Annotated in this window: 18 protein-coding genes; 8 read left to right on the top strand and 10 right to left on the bottom strand. The window is 72.0% G+C overall.

Features of this window, described 5'->3' with window-relative positions:
• Positions 1-24 precede the first annotated feature (24 nt).
• Complete coding sequence (locus tag QF034_RS14320) at positions 25-414, top strand: hypothetical protein (RefSeq protein WP_307175321.1); 390 nt, start codon at positions 25-27, stop codon at positions 412-414.
• 96 nt (positions 415-510) lie between these two features.
• Positions 511-1,944: a S28 family serine protease gene (locus tag QF034_RS14315; protein WP_307175320.1), complete on the top strand. Its 1,434-nt coding sequence runs from the start codon at positions 511-513 to the stop codon at positions 1,942-1,944.
• Between the two features lie 36 nt (positions 1,945-1,980).
• Here the strand turns inward: QF034_RS14315 and QF034_RS14310 are convergent, their stop codons facing one another.
• Entirely contained in the window at positions 1,981-2,637 is a 657-nt protein-coding gene (locus QF034_RS14310) for a hypothetical protein (RefSeq protein ID WP_307175319.1), read from the bottom strand.
• A 114-nt stretch (positions 2,638-2,751) separates the two neighbouring features.
• On the bottom strand, positions 2,752-4,596 hold the full coding sequence (locus QF034_RS14305; RefSeq protein WP_307175318.1) for a glycoside hydrolase family 3 protein: 1,845 nt from the start codon (positions 4,594-4,596) through the stop codon (positions 2,752-2,754).
• 429 nt (positions 4,597-5,025) lie between these two features.
• Between QF034_RS14305 and QF034_RS14300 the strand changes: the two genes are divergently transcribed.
• Positions 5,026-5,655 carry a GNAT family N-acetyltransferase gene (locus tag QF034_RS14300; RefSeq protein ID WP_307175316.1) on the top strand — a complete coding sequence of 210 codons (630 nt, stop codon included), beginning with the start codon at positions 5,026-5,028 and terminating at the stop codon, positions 5,653-5,655.
• Positions 5,656-5,705: 50 nt separating this feature from the next.
• Here QF034_RS14300 and QF034_RS14295 read toward each other — a convergent pair whose 3' ends face one another.
• Genes QF034_RS14295 through QF034_RS14285 form a run of 3 tightly spaced genes read right to left on the bottom strand, consistent with a single transcriptional unit; the run spans position 5,706 to position 8,856 of the window.
• Complete coding sequence (locus tag QF034_RS14295) at positions 5,706-6,542, bottom strand: sugar phosphate isomerase/epimerase family protein (RefSeq protein ID WP_307175315.1); 837 nt, start codon at positions 6,540-6,542, stop codon at positions 5,706-5,708.
• Positions 6,539-7,708, bottom strand: coding sequence for a dihydrodipicolinate synthase family protein (locus tag QF034_RS14290; RefSeq protein ID WP_307175314.1), 1,170 nt, complete (start codon positions 7,706-7,708; stop codon positions 6,539-6,541). The genes QF034_RS14295 and QF034_RS14290 overlap by 4 nt, the downstream gene beginning before the upstream one ends.
• The gene (locus QF034_RS14285) at positions 7,705-8,856 is read right to left on the bottom strand and encodes a Gfo/Idh/MocA family protein (protein ID WP_020276741.1); all 1,152 of its coding nucleotides are present in this window, start codon (positions 8,854-8,856) and stop codon (positions 7,705-7,707) included. Before QF034_RS14285 ends, QF034_RS14290 begins: the two co-directional genes overlap by 4 nt.
• 290 nt (positions 8,857-9,146) lie before the next feature.
• Here QF034_RS14285 and QF034_RS14280 point away from each other — a divergent pair, with 290 nt between their 5' ends.
• From QF034_RS14280 to QF034_RS14260, 5 genes are all read left to right on the top strand, one after another.
• The gene (locus tag QF034_RS14280) at positions 9,147-10,196 is read left to right on the top strand and encodes a LacI family DNA-binding transcriptional regulator (RefSeq protein WP_307175313.1); all 1,050 of its coding nucleotides are present in this window, start codon (positions 9,147-9,149) and stop codon (positions 10,194-10,196) included.
• A gap of 557 nt (positions 10,197-10,753) precedes the next feature.
• Complete coding sequence (locus QF034_RS14275; RefSeq protein ID WP_307175312.1) at positions 10,754-11,350, top strand: dihydrofolate reductase family protein; 597 nt, start codon at positions 10,754-10,756, stop codon at positions 11,348-11,350.
• Positions 11,351-11,424: 74 nt separating this feature from the next.
• On the top strand, positions 11,425-12,357 hold the full coding sequence (locus QF034_RS14270; RefSeq protein ID WP_307179878.1) for a bifunctional helix-turn-helix transcriptional regulator/GNAT family N-acetyltransferase: 933 nt from the start codon (positions 11,425-11,427) through the stop codon (positions 12,355-12,357).
• A 44-nt stretch (positions 12,358-12,401) separates the two neighbouring features.
• Positions 12,402-13,205 (top strand): sugar phosphate isomerase/epimerase family protein, encoded by an 804-nt coding sequence (locus QF034_RS14265; protein WP_086562071.1) that lies wholly within the window; start codon positions 12,402-12,404, stop codon positions 13,203-13,205.
• Positions 13,202-13,747: a GNAT family N-acetyltransferase gene (locus QF034_RS14260; RefSeq protein WP_370880798.1), complete on the top strand. Its 546-nt coding sequence runs from the start codon at positions 13,202-13,204 to the stop codon at positions 13,745-13,747. Before QF034_RS14265 ends, QF034_RS14260 begins: the two co-directional genes overlap by 4 nt.
• Positions 13,748-13,954: 207 nt before the next feature.
• On the opposite strand, the gene rbsD is transcribed toward QF034_RS14260, so the two are convergent.
• The 5 genes from rbsD to QF034_RS14235 form a co-directional block, all read right to left on the bottom strand.
• The gene (gene rbsD / locus QF034_RS14255; protein ID WP_307175311.1) at positions 13,955-14,344 is read right to left on the bottom strand and encodes a D-ribose pyranase; all 390 of its coding nucleotides are present in this window, start codon (positions 14,342-14,344) and stop codon (positions 13,955-13,957) included.
• Entirely contained in the window at positions 14,341-15,243 is a 903-nt protein-coding gene (locus QF034_RS14250) for a ribokinase (protein WP_307175310.1), read from the bottom strand. Before QF034_RS14250 ends, rbsD begins: the two co-directional genes overlap by 4 nt.
• 74 nt (positions 15,244-15,317) lie before the next feature.
• Entirely contained in the window at positions 15,318-17,267 is a 1,950-nt protein-coding gene (locus QF034_RS14245; protein WP_307175309.1) for an ABC transporter permease/substrate-binding protein, read from the bottom strand.
• Complete coding sequence (locus QF034_RS14240) at positions 17,257-18,801, bottom strand: sugar ABC transporter ATP-binding protein (protein ID WP_307175308.1); 1,545 nt, start codon at positions 18,799-18,801, stop codon at positions 17,257-17,259. The genes QF034_RS14245 and QF034_RS14240 overlap by 11 nt, the downstream gene beginning before the upstream one ends.
• Complete coding sequence (locus QF034_RS14235; RefSeq protein WP_307175307.1) at positions 18,798-19,817, bottom strand: LacI family DNA-binding transcriptional regulator; 1,020 nt, start codon at positions 19,815-19,817, stop codon at positions 18,798-18,800. The genes QF034_RS14240 and QF034_RS14235 overlap by 4 nt, the downstream gene beginning before the upstream one ends.
• Between the last annotated feature and the right edge of the window lie 6 nt (positions 19,818-19,823).

Genomic DNA, 19,823 nt, shown 5'->3' with positions numbered 1-19,823 from the left:
ACGACGCGGTACGGGAGGACGACAGTGGACAGTGGAGCGATACGCCGGCGGCTCGCGCTCGGCTTGGCCGTGCTGACCGCCTCCGGCCTGCTGGCCGTCGCGGCGCCGGGCGAGGCGCAGGCCGCCTCCGCCTCCTGTCCCGGCCGCAAGGTCCGCACGCTGCCCTTCTCCACCGGAACCGTGCTCGTCTACAAGCGCGGCGGCTACGTCTGCGCCGTGACCGTCACCAAGAAGCCCGGCGTGAAGCAGCGGATGTCGGTGAGCGTGCAGGCGCGCGGCAGCCGCCCGGTCGTCGACGAGGGCCGGTTCGCCTACCACGCCGGTCCGGTGATGGTGCACGCCGGGCGCCGCTGCGTATGGCTGAAGGGCAGAGTGGGGCAGGGCTCGGTCAGCTCCGGCTGGATCCTGTGCTGACGCCCGGCGCATAGAGGGTTATCCCCATGTCCCCTGGTGCTGAGGGGAGTTGGTCCGCTAGCTTCCGGCGCACATCCGTCTCACAGGGGAGTGCGCATGCGCAAGGCGCTCAGATGGCTGCTGGCGCTCACGGTGCTCATAGGCACGTTGAGCACGGCCTCAGCGGCCACCGCCGCCGAGCCGGAGGCCACCGGCAGCACTGACATCAAGGAGAGGCTGCTCTCCATACCGGGCATGAGCCTGGTCGAGGAGAAGCCGTACACCGGCTACCGCTTCTTCGTCCTGAACTACACCCAGCCGGTCGACCACCGCAGGCCGTCGCAGGGCACGTTCCAGCAGCGCATCACCGTGCTGCACAAGGACGTCTCCCGCCCGACGGTCTTCTTCACCAGCGGCTACAACGTCTCCACGACGCCCCGCCGCAGCGAACCGGCCCAGATCGTCGACGGCAACCAGGTCTCCCTGGAGTACCGCTTCTTCACCCCGTCCCGCCCCGACCCGGCCAACTGGTCCAAGCTGGACATCTGGCAGGCGGCCGGCGACCAGCACCGCGTCTTCAGGGCGCTGAAGGGCATCTACGGCAAGAAGTGGATCTCCACGGGCGGCTCGAAGGGCGGCATGACCGCCACCTACTACGAGCGCTTCTACCCGCGTGACATGGACGGCGTGGTCGCCTACGTCGCCCCCAACGACGTGGTGAACAAGGAGGACTCCGCCTACGACCGCTTCTTCGCGCGCGTCGGCAGCAAGGAGTGCCGCGACCGGCTGAACGCCGTGCAGCGCGAGGCGCTGGTGCGCCGCGAGCCGCTGGAGAAGAAGTACGCGGCCTACGCGAAGGAGAACGACCTCACCTTCGAGACCATCGGCAGCCTGGACAAGGCCTACGAGGCGACCGTCCTCGACTACGTGTGGGGCTTCTGGCAGTACAGCCTGCTGAAGGACTGCGACCAGATCCCGGCCGACGCGAAGAACGCCACCGACGACGAGATCTGGACCTCCGTCGACACGATCTCCGGCTTCTCCGCCTACGCCGACCAGGGCCTCACGACCTACACGCCGTACTACTACCAGGCCGGCACACAGCTCGGCGCGCCGACGATCCACTTCCCGCACATCGAGAAGAAGTACATCCGCTACGGCTACCAGCCGCCGCGGAACTTCGTCCCGCGTGACATCCCCATGAAGTTCCAGCCGCAGGCGATGCGGGACGTCGACACCTGGGTCCGGCACAACGCCCGCCGGATGCTCTTCGTCTACGGCCAGAACGACCCCTGGGGCGCCGAGCCGTTCCACCTCGGCAAGGGGGCGAAGGACTCCTACGTCATGACCGCCCCCGGCATGAACCACGGCGCCAACGTCGCGGGCCTCGTGCCCGAGCAGAAGACCCTCGCCACCGCCCGCATCCTCGACTGGGCCGGCGTCGCCTCCAGCGCGGTGCAGGCGGACCCGCAGGCGGCGAAGCCGCTGGCGAAGTTCGACGCCAAGCTGGACAAGCGGGAGACGCAGCGGGAGATGACGCTGCGGCCGTAAGGCCGGTGGTTCTTCCGTGTTGCCGCGCCCGGCCGCTCACAGCGGCCGGGCGCACCCCACGGGCCGGTCGCCGCCCAGCCGGACGTACAGGCCGGTCGAGACGGGGCAGTCGGCGCGCCGGGCGACCGCCTCGGTCACCTCGTACTCCGGCTCCTGCCCGCCCTTCCCGTCGCACGAGGTCTCGCGGACCTGCCCGTCGCCCGAGCCGTAGACACAGTCGCCGACGATGGTGCGCGGCCCGCCCCCGCCGCCCGGGTCGCCCGGGTGCGGCGGCTGGAGGTTGCGCATACAGGCGTAGCCCTGCGGCACCGCCCCGTCGCCGTCCTCGTCGGAGGCGGGCCGCTGCTCGCTGATGTGCAGCACGAAGTCCGTGGTCGCCGGGCAGCGCGGCCCGTCGCGGACCGTGCCGTCGTGCCGGGCCACGACCCGGGCCGCCGCCCGCTCACCGGCGCACGGCACCTCGGTGAAGCTCGTCGTGCCGAACGAACTGCACTCGTCGACCGCGAGGAACACCGCGCCGTACCCGGACGGCCGGGTCACCGGCGGCGACCCGGCGGCGGCCGGCCCCGACGCCGGCCCGCCCAGCCGGCCGTCCTCCGCGACGCCCGCCGAGGGACTCTGACACCCGGTCAGCACCACACCGACCAGCACCAGCAGCCCCCGCACCACCCCCGCCGAACTTCTCACGTGCATCGCCGTCCCCCAGAAGAGCCCTGACCCAGCGTGGCTGCCGCGGTGGGGCGCACGCCAGGCACCTGGGAGGGTTTGCGCACGTTGGGGGTGGTGCGCCCGGTCCGTGGCGTACGTCTAGTACGTCAGCCCGTACCCGATCGGGTACAGCACCTGCTCCGGATCATCCGCCCGCTGCACCGGCACGGGGAGTTTCCCGCGGGGGGCCACCCGTCCCGCGATCACCCGTGCGGCGGCCCGCAGTTCGACGTCGGTCCAGGAGTACGCCGCGAGGCACGCCGGGACGGAGGGCAGCTGGGCCACGTCGTACGGATTGCGGATCGCGACCGCCACGACCGGCTTCCCCGTCGCCACGAGTTGCTCGACCAGCGTCTTCTGACCGCTGCTCGCCGTGACGTTGTACGTCGCCGCCACCACCGCGTCCGCGTCCCGCGCCGCCGCGACCGCCCGGGCGACGGTCGCCGCGGACGGGGCCGTCCCGGTCGACAGGGCGGTGGCGGTGAAGCCGAGCCCGGTCAGCGCGGCGGCGAGCACGCCGGTCGGCGGCCCGGTCGTCCCGGACGGCGAGGCCGGATCGGCCCCGACCACCAGCACCTTGGGGTACCTGCGCCGGGACAGCGGCAGCAGCCGTCCCTCGTTGACGAGCAGGGTGGTCGTCCGCTCGGCGATCCGGTCGGCCGCCGCCAGGTGCGCCCGGGTGCCGACGGCGCGGTCGACACCGTCCTGGCCGACGTACGGCGCGCGGAACAGCCCCAGCTTCGTCTTCAGCCGCAGGATCCGCAGGACCGATTCGTCGAGCCGCGCTTCGGTCAGCTCGCCGCTGCGTACGGCCGCGAGGACCGCGTGCCAGGCGAGGTCCAGGTCCGGCGGGTTGAGGAGCTGGTCCACGCCCGCCTTCAGCGCGAGCACCGGTACCCGGTCGTCGCCGTACTTGGTCCGCACGCCCTCCATGCCGAGGGAGTCCGTGACCACGACCCCGTCGTAGCCGAGCCGTTCGCGGAGGATGCCGGTGAGGATCGGGCGGGAGAGGGTGGCCGGGTCGCCGGAGTCGTCGAGGGCCGGGACCATCAGATGCGCGGTCATGATCGAGTCGATGCCCGCGGCGATCGCCGCCCGGAACGGCGGTGCGTCCAGCTTCTCCCACAGCTCCCGGCTGTGCGTGATGGTCGGGAAGCCGGTGTGGCTGTCGACGTTGGTGTCCCCGTGCCCGGGGAAGTGCTTGGCGGTCGCCGCCACCCCGGACCCCTGGTATCCGGCGACCTCGGCGGCCACCAGCGCGGCCACCGCCTTCGGGTCGGCGCCGAAGGACCGTACGCCGATGACCGGGTTGGCCGGGTTGACGTTCACGTCGGCCACGGGGGAGTAGTCCTGCCGGATGCCCATCGCCCGCAGCTCACGCCCGGCGATCCGCCCGAGGCTGCGGGCGTCGGACCGCGATCCGCCCGCGCCGACGGCCATGGCGCCCGGGAACAGCGTCGCGGGCCTGCCCACCCGGGCGACGATCCCGTGCTCCTGGTCGGTGGAAATGAGCACGGGCAGCCCGCGCGGCAGTTCCAGGGAGGCCCGCTGGATGCCGTCGGACAGAGCCGCGATCTGGTGCGGCTCACGGGTGTTGTGCGCCCAGGCGAAGTAGATGATGCCGCCGACCCGGTACTTCACGACGAGTTCGGCGGCCGTACGGACCCCGATCTCCTCGAGGTTGGCGTCGATGTCGGCCTGGTCGGGCGCGGCGGCGGAGTGGCCGTACACCCGCATCACGAAGAGCTGGCCGACCTTCTCCTCCAGCGTCATGCGCGAGACGAGGGCGCGCAGTCGCCTGTCGTCGGGGGCGCCGGCGGCGTGCGAAGGGCCGGCGGCCGCGAGGGCGGTGGCGGCGCCGGCCGTGGCGGCGAGGACGGTGCGTCTGGAGGGCTGTGCGGTGTTTCCCGTGCTTCCCGTGCTTCCCGTGCCGGTGTCGTGCACGTGCGCTCCTTCCGGAGGTGATCCGCTGGGATCCGCTGAAGGAAACTTCCAACGGGTCACCACTAACCGGGAAGTTTCTGCCAGTCAAGGGAGCGCGCAGTAACCGTGCGGGGGCCGCCACCGGCGCGGTTGGAGGGGGACGCGCCGATGGCGGCGGTGCCGCCGGCCGCGGTACGGCGGAGAGGGTGGTCAGCGATCGCAGCCAGCAGCGAGGGCCGACACCGCACCGTGGTGACTCTCCGGCGGCCTGCGATTGGACGACGCGAGTCCGGGCGGGGTTCCCGGCCCGGGCCGGATTTCCTGAAGTCGGTACGCGGGGTGAACCAGGAGCTCAACGGGGCGGATGAGCCACCGATTCCGGCCATCCGCTGCCCGCCGTACCGGGTATTTCGTTCGACGGCCCGGGCTGTCTGAGGAACACTTCCCTGCGTGAGCTTCGCACTGGAAGGACCCGTCCTGGAGGGTGCCCTGGTCCGTCTGGAGCCCTTGGGCCATCGGCACGCCGCCGACTTGGCGAGGGCGGCGACGGAGGACCGGGAGACCTACGCGTTCACCTGGGTACCGGGTGCCGACGAGGTGGGCGCCTACATCGACGCGCAGCTCGCCCGCGCGGCGACCGGGCGGCTCGCACCCTACGCGCAGATCTCGACGGCCACGGGACGGGCCGTCGGCGCCACGGCGTACTGGGAACCACGCTCCTGGCTCTCGGACGACCGACTCGACGCCGTCGAGGTGGGCTTCACCTGGCTCGCCCGTTCGGCCCAGGGCACGGGCGTGAACGCCGAGGCGAAGCTCCTCCTCTTCCGGTACGCCTTCGAGGAGTGGGGCGTCTCGCGCGTGGACCTGAAGACCGATGCCCGCAACAGCCGTTCCCGCGCGGCCATCGAGAGCGTGGGAGCCCGCTTCGAGGGCGTGCTGCGGAACTGGTCCCGGTCATGGGCTCCCGGTGAGGAGGGCCGGCTGCGCGACTCCGCGATCTTCTCGGTGACGGCACCGGAATGGCCGCGGTGCCGTAAGCGGCTGGAGGAACGGGTCAACGGGTTCCTCGCACGGTCGTAGGCCGACGGGGGCGTGGCCTACGACCGTGACGGATCACAGGTGTGCTCGACTCACAGGGTGTGCTCGACGAACCGCGCCGCCGTCTCGGCCAGCACCTCCCGGCCGTCCCTCGCCCACAGCCCGTCGTTGAACAGCTCCACCTCGATGGCACCGGTGTAGCCCGCGGCCTCCACGTACCGCTGCCACTCCCGCATGTCGATCGAGCCGTCGCCGATCTGGCCGCGGCCGGTCAGCACGCCCTCCGGCAGCGGAGTCGTCCAGTCGGCGAGCTGGAAGGTGTGGATCCGGCCGCCCGCACCCGCCCGGGCGATCTGCGCGGGAGCGGTGTCGTCCCACCAGATGTGGTACGTGTCGACCGTGACCCCGACCTGGTGCGCCGGGAAGCGTTCGGCCAGGTCCAGGGCCTGGGCCAGCGTCGACACCACGCAGCGGTCGGAGGCGTACATCGGGTGCAGCGGCTCGATGGCCAGGCGGACGCCGTGCCGCTCCGCGTAGGGGCCCAGTTCCGACAGGGCGTCCGCGATGCGTTCGCGGGCCCCGTGCAGGTCCTTCGAGCCCGCCGGGAGTCCGCCCGAGACCAGGACCAGCGTGTCGGTGCCCAGCGTCGCCGCCTCGTCGATCGCCCGGCGGTTGTCGGCCAGGGCCTGAGCGCGCTCCTGCGGGTCGATCGCCGTGAAGAAGCCGCCCCGGCACAACGTTGTCACCGTCAGGCCCGCGTCCCGGACCAGCTTCGCCGTGGCCTCCAGCCCGTACGTCTGGACCGGCTCGCGCCACAATCCCACGTTGGTGATGCCCAACTCGCCGCAGGATGCGACCAGTTCCGGGATCGACAGCTGCTTGACCGTCATCTGGTTGATGGAGAAGCGCTCCAGCTCCGCGGCGCTCACTGGTCCACCCCGTACACGCTCAGCAGGTTCTTCATCCGTTCCTCCGCCAGCTTCGGGTCGGGGAACAGGCCCAGACCGTCGGCGAGTTCGTACGCCTTCGCGAGGTGCGGCAGCGAACGGGCCGACTGGAGGCCGCCGACCATCGTGAAGTGGGACTGGTGGCCGGCGAGCCAGGCCAGGAACACCACGCCCGTCTTGTAGAAGCGGGTCGGGGTCTGGAAGAGGTGCCGGGAGAGTCCGACCGTGGGGTCCAGCAGGTCGCGGAAGCCCTGCGTGTTCCCCGTGTCGAGCACCCGGACCGCCTCCGCGGCCAGCGGGCCCAGCGGGTCGAAGATGCCCAGCAGGGCGTGGCTGAAGCCCTGTTCGTCGCCGGCGATCAGTTCGGGGTAGTTGAAGTCGTCGCCCGTGTAGCAGCGCACGCCCTGTGGCAGGCGGCGGCGGATGTCGATCTCGCGCTGCGCGTCCAGCAGCGAGACCTTGATGCCGTCGACCTTGTCCGGGTGGGCGGCGATGACGTCCAGGAAGGTGCGGGTGGCGGCGTCCAGGTCCGTCGCGCCCCAGTAGCCCTCCAACGCCGGGTCGAACATCGGGCCGAGCCAGTGCAGGACCACCGGCTCGGACGCCTGGCGCAGCAGGTGGCCGTAGACCTCCAGATAGTCCTCCGGCCCCTTGGCGACCGCCGCCAGGGCCCGGGAGGCCATCAGGATCGCCCGCGCGCCCGACTCCTCGACGACCGCGAGCTGCTCCTCGTAGGCGGCGCGGATCTCCGCCAGGCTGTACGGGTAGCCGATCTCGGTGGCCGAGAGCTGGTCCGTGCCCACGCCGCAGGCGATCAGGCCGCCGACCGACTTCGCCTCCGCGGCCGACCGGCGGATCAGCTCCGCAGCGCCCGCCCAGTCCAGGCCCATGCCGCGCTGGGCGGTGTCCATCGCCTCGGCGACGCCCAGCCCGTGCGACCACAGGTGCCGGCGGAAGGCCAGGGTGGCGTCCCAGTCGACGGCGGCGGGCGAGTCGGGCGACACGTCCGCGTACGGGTCGGCGACGACGTGCGCCGCGGAGTAGACCGTGCGGGAGGTGAAGGGCGTGCCGGGCGTCACCAGGAGCGGTTCGGTGCGCGGCTCGTACGTCCGCGACGCCCCGTTGCTGTCCGGGAGTCGGATGGTCACGGCTGGATCTCCGGAACGTCGATACGGCGGCCCTCGGCCGAGGACTTCAGGCCCAGCTCGGCGAGCTGGACGCCACGGGCGCCGGCCAGCAGGTCCCAGTGGTACGGGGCGTCGGCGTAGACGTGCTTGAGGAACAGCTCCCACTGTGCCTTGAAGCCGTTGTCGAACTCGGCGTTGTCCGGGATCTCCTGCCACTGGTCGCGGAAGACCTCGGTGGCGGGGATGTCCGGGTTCCACACCGGCTTGGGCGTGGCCGAGCGGTGCTGGACGCGGCAGTTGCGCAGGCCGGCCACCGCCGAACCCTCGGTGCCGTCCACCTGGAACTCGACGAGCTCGTCGCGGTTGACGCGCACGGCCCAGGAGGAGTTGATCTGGGCGATCGCGCCGCCCTCCAGCTCGAAGATGCCGTACGCGGCGTCGTCGGCCGTGGCGTCGTAGGGCTTGCCGTTCTCGTCCCAGCGCTGCGGGATGTGGGTGGTGGCGATGGCCTGGACGGACTTCACCCGGCCGAACAGTTCGTGCAGGACGTACTCCCAGTGCGGGAACATGTCGACGACGATGCCGCCGCCGTCCTCGGCCCGGTAGTTCCAGGACGGGCGCTGCGCGGCCTGCCAGTCGCCCTCGAAGACCCAGTAGCCGAACTCGCCGCGCACGGACAGGATCCGGCCGAAGAAGCCGCCGTCGATGAGGCGCTTCAGCTTCAGCAGGCCGGGGAGGAAGAGCTTGTCCTGGACGACGCCGTGCTTGATGCCGGCCTCGTTCGCCAGGCGGGCCAGGGCCAGGGCGCCGTCGAGGCCGGTGGCCGTGGGCTTCTCCGTGTAGATGTGCTTGCCGGCCGCGATGGCCTTCTTGAGTGCCTCCTCGCGGGCGGAGGTGACCTGGGAGTCGAAGTAGATGTCCACCGTCTCGTCGGCGAGGACCGCGTCCAGGTCGGTCGAGACGTGCTCCAGCCCGTGCTGCTCGGCCAGCGCCTTGAGCGCGTGCTCACGGCGGCCGACCAGGATCGGCTCGGGCCACAGCACGGTGCCGTCGCCGAGGTCGAGGCCGCCCTGCTCGCGGAGGGCGAGGATGGAGCGGACCAGGTGCTGGCGGTAGCCCATGCGCCCGGTCACGCCGTTCATGGCGATCCGCACCGTCTTGCGTGTCACGTCGTTCCCTTCGTACGCGGTCGTCGCGCCGCGTACGCCCGACTGGTGAGCGTTACAGCAAGCGCTTTCTATACATGAAGAAGCTAGCCTCTGAACCGCGGTCCGGACAAGACCGTGACCAGGACGAGTTGTTCGAGGGGGCGAACAACCCTGGGCTGGGGGCTTAAGGTCTGCTCGGAACCATGGCCATGGGTTGGTCGGAACCAAGGCCACAGGTCTGTATGTGTACGAGGGCGACTCTGCATGTGTATGAGGGCGGACGACGAGATGCGCGACCGGAGGACGACGAGATGACGGTGACCCTGGCGGACGTGGCGGCCCGCGCGCAGGTCTCGCCCGCGACGGTGTCGCGAGTGCTGAACGGGAACTACCCCGTGGCCGCATCCACCCGCGAGCGGGTGCTGAAGGCCGTGGACGAGCTGGACTACGTGCTCAACGGGCCCGCGAGCGCCCTGGCCGCCGCCACCTCCGACCTGGTCGGGATCCTGGTGAACGACATCGCCGACCCGTTCTTCGGGATCATGGCGAGCGCGATCCAGGCCGAGATCGGCGGGCCGGGCGGCCGCGCGGGCGGGGAGAGGCTCGCGGTGGTCTGCAACACGGGGGGCTCGCCCGAGCGGGAGCTGACGTATCTCACGCTGTTGCAACGGCAGCGGGCGGCGGCCGTGGTGCTGACCGGCGGGGCGATCGAGGACGCGGCGCACCAGGCGGCGATGGACGCGAAGGTGCGCAAGCTCGCGGACGCCGGGACGCGGGTGGTGCTGTGCGGGCGGCCGCCGGCGCCGGAGACCGGGGCGATCGCGCTGACCTTCGACAACCGCGGGGGCGGTCAGGAACTCACCGAGCACCTGATCGGGCTCGGGCACCGGCGGCTCGGTTACATCGCGGGCCCGGAGGAACGGACGACCACCCGGCACCGGCTGGAGGGGCACCGGGCCGCGCTCGCCGCGCACGGCATCGAGGAGGACCCCCGGTGGACGGTGCACGGGCGCTACGACCGGCGGTCCGGCTACGAGGCGACACTGGAACTGCTGCGGCGCGACCCGTCGCTGACGGCGGTCGTCGCCGCGAACGACTCCGTCGCGCTGGGGGCGTGCGCCGCGCTGCGGGACTCCGGGCTGCGGATTCCGGAGGACGTGTCGGTGGCCGGGTTCGACGATCTGCCGTTCAGCATCGACGCGGTGCCCGCGCTGACGACGGTGCGGTTGCCGTTGGCGGAGGCCGGGGCGCGGGCCGGGCGGATCGCGATGGGTCGCGAGGAGGCGCCGCCCGGGGGGATCGCGTCGGTGCGGGGGGAGTTGATGGTGCGGGGTTCCTCCGGGGTGCCGCGGGTTTCCTGACCTCGGCGTCCAGGCCCGGGCCTTCCGGGGGCTGCCGCCCCCAGGCCCCCGCTTCGGCCTGAACGGCCTCGTCCTCAAGCGCCGGACGGGCTGGGTTGTGGCTGATCGGCGTGGTTCGTGTGGGCGCCGGGCGAGCTGACGGGGGTCGGCAGGCGGGTTGTATCGCGAAGTACGGCCGGGTGGTGGGGCACGTCCGTGCTGCGCGCCGGCGACGGCCACGGCAAGCACTGGGAGGCGTGGCGCGGCTGGCGCGGGGGAGGTGCACGCCGGCGGGCGTCCGGCCGCCGGCGGCGGTGGGCGCGTGGGCGCCGGTTCCGCAGCGGACGGCGAGGCAGGTGCTGCTGCCGTCGCCGGAGCGTGGACACGGTGGACGCGATCGCCGCCGGTCGGGGACATCAACTCGGCGTACCGATCGGCGCGTTCGTCGTGCGCGGCCGTCACCTCCAGGACACCATGTCCCGGACGTCGGTCCCCCGGCCCCACCGGCGATGAGTTTCGCGTCGTCCGCAGGTCTGTAGTGCCGTCATCGCCCGAGCGAGAACACAGGAGAGAGTCCCATGCGCATCGTGATCACCGAGTTCATCAGCCTGGACGGCGTCGTGCAGGCGCCGGGCGGGCCGCAGGAGGACACCGACGGCGGGTTCGCGCACGGGGGGTGGTCGCACCCGTACTTCGACGAGGAGGTGCTGGGCGGTGCCTTCGACGCGGGGCTCGGGCGGGCCGAGGCGCTGCTGTTCGGGCGGCGGACGTGGCAGACGATGGCGGGCGCCTGGCCCGAGCGGGCCGGGGACCCGTTCGCCGACCGGATGAACTCGCTGAAGAAGTACGTCGTCTCCAGCACCCTCGGCGAGGCCGACCTCACCTGGAACAACACCGCGCTGATCCCCGGCGACCAGGCCGTCGCCCGCATCCGGGAGCTGCGCGAGGCCGAGGGCGGCGATCTGGCGATGATGGGCAGCCCGACGCTCGTGCGCACGCTCCTGTCCGAGGGCCTGGTCGACGAGCTCCAGCTCATCGTGATGCCCGTGCTGCTGGGCGGCGGCAAGACGATCTTTCCCGACGACGGTGGCAAGCGCCCGATGGAGCTGGTCTCGACGACCACCGCCAAGACCGGCGCCCAGGTGTGCGTCTACCGGCCGGCCACGGAGGGCTAGTCCCGGGCGTCCTGGCCGTCTAGGCTCGACCCGACGGGAATCTCTGACTGAGTCAACCATCGGGGGTCGTGGCCATGACCGTCCAGGACATCCGCTCCTTCAACCGCTTCTACACGAACGTCATCGGCGCGCTCGACTACGGCCGTCACCTCTACGCGCCCTACACCCTCACCGAGTCCCGCGTGCTCTACGAACTCGCGCACGCGCCGCGCACGGACGCCGCCGACCTGCGGACCCAGCTGCACCTGGACGCCGGGTACCTGAGCCGCATCCTGAACAAGTTCGAGGAGGACGGCCTGGTCGAGCGCGGACCGTCGAAGACGGATCCGCGCCGCCGCCGTATCACCCTCACCGAGCGCGGCCGGGAGGCCGCCGCGCTGCTCGACGAGCGGGCGCGGGAGACGGTCGGGGCGATGCTGGACACCGTGCGCTCCGAGGACCGGCCGCGGCTCGCGGAGGCGCTGCGGACCGTCCGGACGCTCTTGGGCGAGGGCCGGGCGCCGCGCCCCGAGGACGTCGTCCTGCGCGACCCCGTCCCCGGCGACCTGGGCTGGATCGTGCAGCGCAACGCCGCCCTGTACGCCGCCGAGTACGGCTTCAACCTCGAGTACGAGGGCCTGGTCGCCCGGATCGTCGCCGAGTACGCCGAGGACCACGACCCGCATCTGGAGCGGACCTGGATCGCCGAGCTGGACGGCCGGCCGGTGGGGTGCGTGATGGTCGTACGGGACGAGGTGCCGGGGGCCGCCCGGCTCCGGCTGCTGCTCGTCGAGCCGGACGCGCGCGGCCTGGGCATCGGGGACCGGCTGGTGGGGGCCGTCGTCGCCTTCGCGCGCGAGGCCGGCTACCGCGAGGTCGTCCTGTGGACCAACGACATCCTCGCCGCGGCCCGCCGCATCTACCAGCGCCACGGCTTCGTGCTGGTCGCGGAGAAACCGCACCGCTCCTTCGGCCAGGACCTGGTCGGCCAGGACTGGCGACTGGATCTTCTCGCAACACCCGAGTGACGAAGGGGAGTCGTCGGCAGGGGTGCCGGGTAGGGTCCGTCCACATGAAGCTGGCGTTCTCCACCCTCGGTGTCCCCGGCCTGCCCCTGCCCGACGTCCTGCGGCTCGCGACCGCGCACGGCTACCACGGCGTGGAGCTGCGCGCCCATCCCGAGGAACCGGTCCATCCCGGCCTCGGCTCCGCCGAACGGACCGATGTCGCGGCCGAGTTCAAGGGGTCGGGCGTAGAGCTCCTGGGCCTGGCGGGCTACGCGCGGGTCGCCGCGCCGGGCGACGACGAGCCCGTCCTGGCCGAGATCCGCTCCCTCCTCGACCTGGCCCGCGACCTCGGCGCCCCGTACATCCGGGTCTTCCCCGGCGGCGACCTGGACGTCCAGACCCCCGAGGAGGCCGACGCGACGGCCGCCCGGCGGCTGGGCACGGCCGCCGAGTACGCGAACGACCTGGGCGTGCGCATCCTCCTGGAGACCCACGACTCGCACCGCACCGCCGCCGACGCGATGCGCGTCCTCGGGCTGGTCGGCCACCGCCAGGTGGGCGCGCTGTGGGACGTGATGCACACCTGGCTGGGCGGCGAACAGCCCTCGGAGACGTATGCGGCCCTCTCCCCGCACCTCGGCTACGTCCAGGTCAAGGACATCGCCTCCGCCGAGGACACGACCCCGCTGCCGCTCGGCGCGGGCGTCCTGCCGCTGGCCGAGTGCGTGGAGGTCCTCTCCCGGCACGGCTGGGACGGCTGGCTGTGCTGGGAGTACGAGAAGCGCTGGTACGAGTCGGCCGCCGACCTGCCCGACCTGCTGGGCCCGGGCCGCGAACACCTGAACCGACTGCTGAACGACTCGGCGTGACCGGCCCGGGGCGCCGGCTCCGTAGGGCACCGGACACATGCCCCCCGCCCCTGCGCACCGCCCGTCTCCTCCTCGACGCCTACACCCCCAAGGACGAGGAGGACTTCGTCGCCCTGTTCCAGGACACCAGGGTCTCCCGGTGGATGGGGGACGGCCCTGCCGCCGAGGCGGACCACCGGGCCCTGTTCGGGCGGATCTTCACCAAGGTCTACGCCCGGGATCTCTTCGACGTGTGGGCCGTCCGGCGCGGTGGGCGACTGGTCGGGCACGCGGAGATCAAGCGGACGGACGCGGTCGACGGTCACGAGATCGTCTACGCCCTGGCCCCGGAGGTCTGGGGCAGCGGGCTCGGGACGGAGCTGGCGGAGGCGCTCGTCGGGTACGGCTTCGACAGGCTCGGGCTGACCGAGGTGCACGCCACCGTCGCAGCGGAGAACGAGGCCTCGCTGCGCCTGCTCGGCCGGATCGGATTCGCGCACGTCAGGGACGTCGAGGAGGACGACGGCGGCCTCACCCGCGTGCTGACCCGGCCGGCGCGGTGATCTTCCCAAGTATCCGGCAGGAATCCGGCAAGAAAATCTTGTCCGGCCGCGCAACCCTTTCTGTCCTCCGCGGGTCGTACTTGGTGTCAGGACTTCTGGAGGGGGATCCGGGGGGATCGCGGGGGTCCCTGACGGGAGGGGAAAGCCGAGGGGGCCTGGTCCACGGACCGGGCCCCCTTGAAGAAGAAGCTCCTTGAAGAAGAAGCCTCAGAAGAAGACACCGCACCTCAGCAGCACGTTCGCGTACGGCCGTGCCTCGCCCGTGCGGACGATCAGCCGGGCCCGGGCCGACAGCTCCTTGAGCCGCTCGTGCGGGACGAGCTCCAGCGCGGGGAAGTGCCCGTCCAGCAGCGTCCACGCCGCCGGATTCGTCCGCCGTACCTCCTCCGCCGCCGTCGCCCCCTCGACCACCAGCTCGGCCAGCAGCCCGTCCAGCACCTCGGCGAACGCCGGCACCCCGGCCCGGAAGGCGAGGTCCACCACCCGAGGGCCGTCGGGAACGGGCATGCCCACGTCGCACACCAGCACCCCGTCCCCATGACCCAGTTCGGCCAGCGCACCGGCGAGATGACGGTTCAGTATGCCGTTCCGCTTCACAGTGCAGCGACCTCCGCCGCCGTCGGGAAGGACGCCTGCGCGCCCACCTTCGTCACGGTCACCGCCCCGACCCGCGCCGCGTACGCGGCCGCCTCCGCGAGGGACTCACCCGCACCCAGCCGGAAGGCCAGCGCGGCGGTGAACGCGTCACCCGCGCCGGTCGTGTCCACGGCGTCCACCTTCACGGACGGCACCCGCGAGACGCCCTGTGCCGAGGCGACCAGCGCGCCCTCCCCGCCCAGCGTCACCACCACCGACCGCGGGCCCTTCGCGAGCAGGATCCGCGCCCAGTCCTCCGGGCTGTCCCCGACGGCGGCCGAGCCCAGGATCACCTTTGCCTCGTGCTCGTTGACGATCAGCGGGTCGCACGCCGCCAGCACCTCCTGCGGAAGGGGCCGCGGCGGCGAGGGGTTCAGCACGAAACGGCTCTCCGGCGCCAGGTTCCGTACGACCTCCACCACCGTCTCCAGCGGGATCTCCAGCTGCGCCGAGACCACCCGGGAGGCGTGGAAGAGGCTCCCTGCGGCGCTGACGTCCTCCGGGGCCAGCCGGCCGTTCGCGCCCGGCGAGACCACGATGCTGTTGTCCCCGGACGGGTCGACCGTGATCAGCGCGACCCCGGTCGGCGCACCGCCCACCAGGACACCCACCGTGTCCACGCCGGCCGAGCGCTGCGAGTCGAGCAGCAGCCGGCCGTACGCGTCGTCGCCGACCCGGGCCAGCAGAGCCGTACGGGCCCCGAGCCGGGCGGCCGCGACCGCCTGGTTCGCGCCCTTGCCGCCCGGGTGGACGGCCAGGTCGGAGCCGAGCACGGTCTCGCCGGCACCGGGCCGGCGCTGGACACCGATCACCAGGTCGGCATTGGCCGACCCCACGACCAGGAGGTCGTAGTCGTACATGAGTTTCTCCCCACGTGAGTGACATGGGCGGGCGGCCCCACCAGGAGTGGATGACCGCCCGCCGTTCCCCGATGTCAGCCGCTGAACCCGGCCACGTTCTCCTTCGTGACCACCTTCACCGGCACCTTCACCGTCTCCTCGACCTCCTTGCCCTGGAGGGCCTTCAGGGCGTTGTCCACGGCGATCTTCCCGAGCTGGGACGGCTGCTGCGCCACGGACGCGTACAGCGTGCCGCCCTCGACCGCCTTCAGTCCGTCAGGCGTGCCGTCGAAGCCGACCACGGAGACCGACGTGCCGGCCTTGGAGCCCAGGGCCTTGATCGCGCCGAGCGCCATCTCGTCGTTGGCGGCGATGACGCCCTGGACGTCCGGGTGGGCCTGGAGCAGGTTCGACATCACGTCGAGGCCCTTGGTGCGGTCGAAGTCGGCGGGTTGCTGGGCGACGACCCGGATGCCCGGGTAGGCCTTGAGGCCGTTCGCGAAGCCCTGGGCGCGCTCGCGCGCGGCGGAGGTGCCGGCCTGCCCCTGGAGGATCACGATCTTGCCCTTGCCGCCCAGCTTGTCGGCGATGGTCTTGGCCGCGAGTTCACCACCGGCGATGTTGTCGGAGGCGACGAGAGTGTCCACCGCCGCCCTGTTGACGGTCCGGTCCACGGCGATGACCGGGATCTTCGCCTGGTCGGCGGCCTTCACCGAGTTGCTCGCCGCGTCCGAGTCGACCGGGTTGACGATGATCGCGCCGAGCCCGGAACTGGTGAAGTTCTGCAGCTGGTTGGCCTGCTGCGAGGCGTCGTTCTGCGCGTCCGTGACGGTCAGGTCCACGCCCAGCTTCTTGGCCTCGGCCTGGGCGCCCGCCCGGATCTGCACGAAGAACGGGTTGTTGAGAGTGGACAGCGACAGGCCCATCTTCGGGGTGCTCGCCGAGGAGGAGCCGTTGTGCAGGAAGGACGTGGCGCCGACGATCGCCACGGTGACGACGGCCGCGAGCGCGTACGTCACGGCCTGCCGGCCCTTGTCGCCGCCGGTGCCGGCCGCGACCGGGGTCGCCCCGGCCTTGCGGCGCGCGGTGTCGAGCAGCACGGCCAGTGCGATGACGACGCCGATGACGACCTGCTGCCAGAACGCCGACACGTTCAGCAGGTTCAGCCCGTTGCGCAGCACGGCCAGGATCAGCGCGCCGACGAGCGTGCCGGACGCCTTGCCGGTGCCGCCCGCGAGGGAGGCGCCGCCGATGACGACCGCGGCGATGGCGTCCAGCTCGTAGCCGTCGGCGGCCTGCGGCTGCGCGGAGGACAGCCGGGCGGCGAGGACGACACCGGCGACGGCGGCGAAGACGCCGGAGAAGGCGTAGATCGCGAGCTTCTGCTTCTTCACGCGCAGCCCGGACAGCCGAGCGGCCTCCTCGTTGCCGCCGATCGCGTACATCGAGCGGCCGATGTACGTCCGGCCGAGCACGAACGCGGCGATCAGGCCCATGACGACCATCACCAGAACCGGCACCGGCAGCCAGCCGCCGAGCGTGTCCCCGAGGTGGGAGACCGAGTCCGGGAGGGCGATCGGGGAGCCCTCGGAGATGACGAGGGACAGGCCGCGGGCCACGGACAGCATGGCCAGCGTCGCGATGAACGGCGGCAGCTTGCCGTAGGAGATCAGGATGCCGTTGACCAGGCCGCAGACGATGCCCGTCGCTATGGCCAGCAGGACGGCGAGGAAGACCGGGACGCCCGCCGAGGTGGCGCTCCACGCGAGGACCGTGGCCGACAGCGCGGCGACCGAGCCGACCGACAGGTCGATGCCCGCCGAGACGATCACAAAGGTCACGCCGAAGGCGAGGATGGCGGTGACGGCCGCCTGCACGCCGACGTTCAGGAGGTTGTCCGTCGTCAGGAAGTCGCCGGACAGCGCCGACATCGCGACGACGAGGACGATGAGCGCGGTGAGCGCGCCGTTGTCGAGCAGGAGGCGGCGCAGGCCGCCCGTGGCGCCACTCGCGCCCGTTGTGCTCTTGAGCGTGTCAGTGGCCACGGGAGGCCTCCGTTCCGGTCGTAGTCGTGGTCGTAGTCGTGGTCGTCGGAGTGCTGACGGCGAGTGCCATCACGGCGTCCTGGCTCGCCTCGTCGGCGGAGAGTTCGCCGGCGATCCGGCCCTGCGCCATCACCAGCACCCGGTCGCTCATGCCGAGCACCTCGGGCAGATCGCTGGAGATCATCAGGACGGCCGCGCCGGCGGCGGTGAGTTCGTTGACGAGCTGGTAGATCTCGACCTTGGCGCCGACGTCGATGCCGCGCGTCGGCTCGTCGAGGATCAGCACCTTGGTGTCGGCGAGCAGCCACTTGCCGATGACGACCTTCTGCTGGTTGCCGCCGGAGAGGGTGCGCACGTGCTGGCCGAGTCCGGCCATGCGCACCCCGAGCTGCCCCGCGATCCGCTCGGCGGCCTCGCGCCGGCCCTTGAGGTCGACGAGCCCCGCGCGCGTGGTGGACCGCAGCGTCACCAGACCGAGGTTCTCCTCGACCGACGCGTCCAGCACCAGGCCCTGGCCCTTGCGGTCCTCGGGGATGAGCCCGATGCCCGCGGTCATCGCCGCGTTGACGTCGTCCTTGCGGACGGCGCAACCGGCGACCTTCACGGCCCCCTTGTCGTACGGGTCCGCCCCGAACACGGCCCGTACGACCTCCGTACGGCCGGCGCCGACCAGCCCCGCGATGCCGACCACCTCACCGGCGTGCACCTCGAAGCTGACGTCGTGGAAGACACCGTCGCGGGTCAGTCCCTCGACGGACAGCAAGGCGGCACCGCGGTCGGCCCGCTCGCGCGGATACTGCTGCTCGATCGACCGCCCCACCATGAGCCGTACGAGCTCGTCCTCGGGCGTGGAGGCCGGGACCTGCCCGACGCTCCTGCCGTCCCGGAGGACCGTCACCCGGTCACCCAGGGCGGCGATCTCCTCCAGGTGATGCGTGATGAAGACGATCCCGACGCCGTCCTCGCGCAGCGTGCGCACGATCGCGAAGAGCTTCTCGACCTCCTCGGAGGTGAGCACGGCGGTCGGCTCGTCCATGATGAGCACCCGCGCGTCGAGGCTGAGCGCCTTGGCGATCTCGACCATCTGCAGGCGCGCGATACCGAGTTCGCGCACCCGCGCGCGGGGCGACACGTTCACGCCCACGCGCGCGAGGAGGGCCTCGGCGTCGGCCTCCATCCGCTTGCGGTCGATCACCCCGAACCGGCGCGGCTGCCGCCCCAGGAAGAGGTTCTCGGCGACCGTCAGATCGGGAACGAGGTTGAACTCCTGGTAGATGGTGGCGATCCCGAGCCGCTCGGAGTCCTGCGCGCCCTGGATGCGCACCTCCTCGCCGCCGGCCAGAATCCGCCCGGCGTCGGGCGTGTAGGCGCCGGAGAGCATCTTGATGAGGGTGCTCTTGCCCGCGCCGTTCTCACCGAGCAGCACATGCACCTCGCCCCGGCGCAGGTCGAAGTCCACGCCGTCCAGCGCGACCACACCCGGGAAGGTCTTGCGTATGCCCTCGATGCGCAGCAACTCGTCCGGGTTGCTCACGTCGTGCTCCTTTGCACTGGGGAGGGGGACTCGCCGCACGAGCGGCGTACGACGAGGCGGGCGGGGAGGGTGACGGACTCGCCGGGCCGTCCCTCGATGCGGTCGACCAGGGCCCGTACGGCGGCCCGGCCCAGCTCGCCCGTGGGCTGGGCGATCGCGGTGACCGGCGGGTCGGTGTGCACGAACCAGCGGATGTCGTCGAACGCGGCCAGCGCGATGTCGTCGGGAACCCGCAGTCCACGCGCGCGTACGGCGTCCAGCGCGCCGAGCGCCATCAGGTTGTCCGCCGCGAACACGACCTCGGGCGGTTCGGCCAGGTCGAGGAACCCCTCGGTGACCCGGCGCCCGCTCTCGACCTGGAAGTCGCCCTGGCCGGTGTAGGCCTCGGGGAGGTCGAGCCCGTGCTCCTGGAGAGCCTCCCTGAAGACCTCCACGCGTTCGCGTCCGGTCGTGGTCGCCGCCGGACCCGCGATGATCGCGACCCGCCGGTGCCCGAGCGCGTACAGATGCGCCACGAGATCCCGCACGGCGGCCCGGCCGTCCGCCCGGACCACCGGCACGTCCACGCCCGGGATCCACCGGTCCACGAACACCATGGGGGTCCCGGCCCGGGCCGCGTCCAGCATCAGCGGCGAGCCGCCGTCCGTGGGGGAGACGAGCAGCCCGTCGATCCGCCGGTCCAGCAGGTTGCGTACGTGGTGGTCCTGGAGGTCGGGCCGCTCGTCGGCGTTGCCGATGATGACGCTGTAGCCGAGCGCGCGGGCCTCCTCCTCGACGGAGCGGGCCAGTTCGGTGAAGTACGGGTTCAGTACGTCGCTGATGACCAGGCCGAGGGTGTGGGTCTGGTCGGTGCGCAGGGAGCGGGCGACGGCGTTCGGGCGGTAGCCCAGGGACTCGACGGCGGCCTGCACGCGGGTGCGTGCGTCGGCGCTGACCGACGGGTGGTCGTTCAGGACGCGCGAGACCGTGGCGACGGATACGCCCGCCTCGGCAGCGACGTCCTTGATGCTGGCCACCGCCGC

This window comes from Streptomyces africanus (assembly GCF_030816955.1).
In the GTDB taxonomy this organism is placed as follows: Bacteria; Actinomycetota; Actinomycetes; order Streptomycetales; family Streptomycetaceae; genus Streptomyces; species Streptomyces africanus.
Note: the sequence above shows the minus strand (reverse complement) of the source record. Positions and strands in the feature narration are given on the sequence as shown.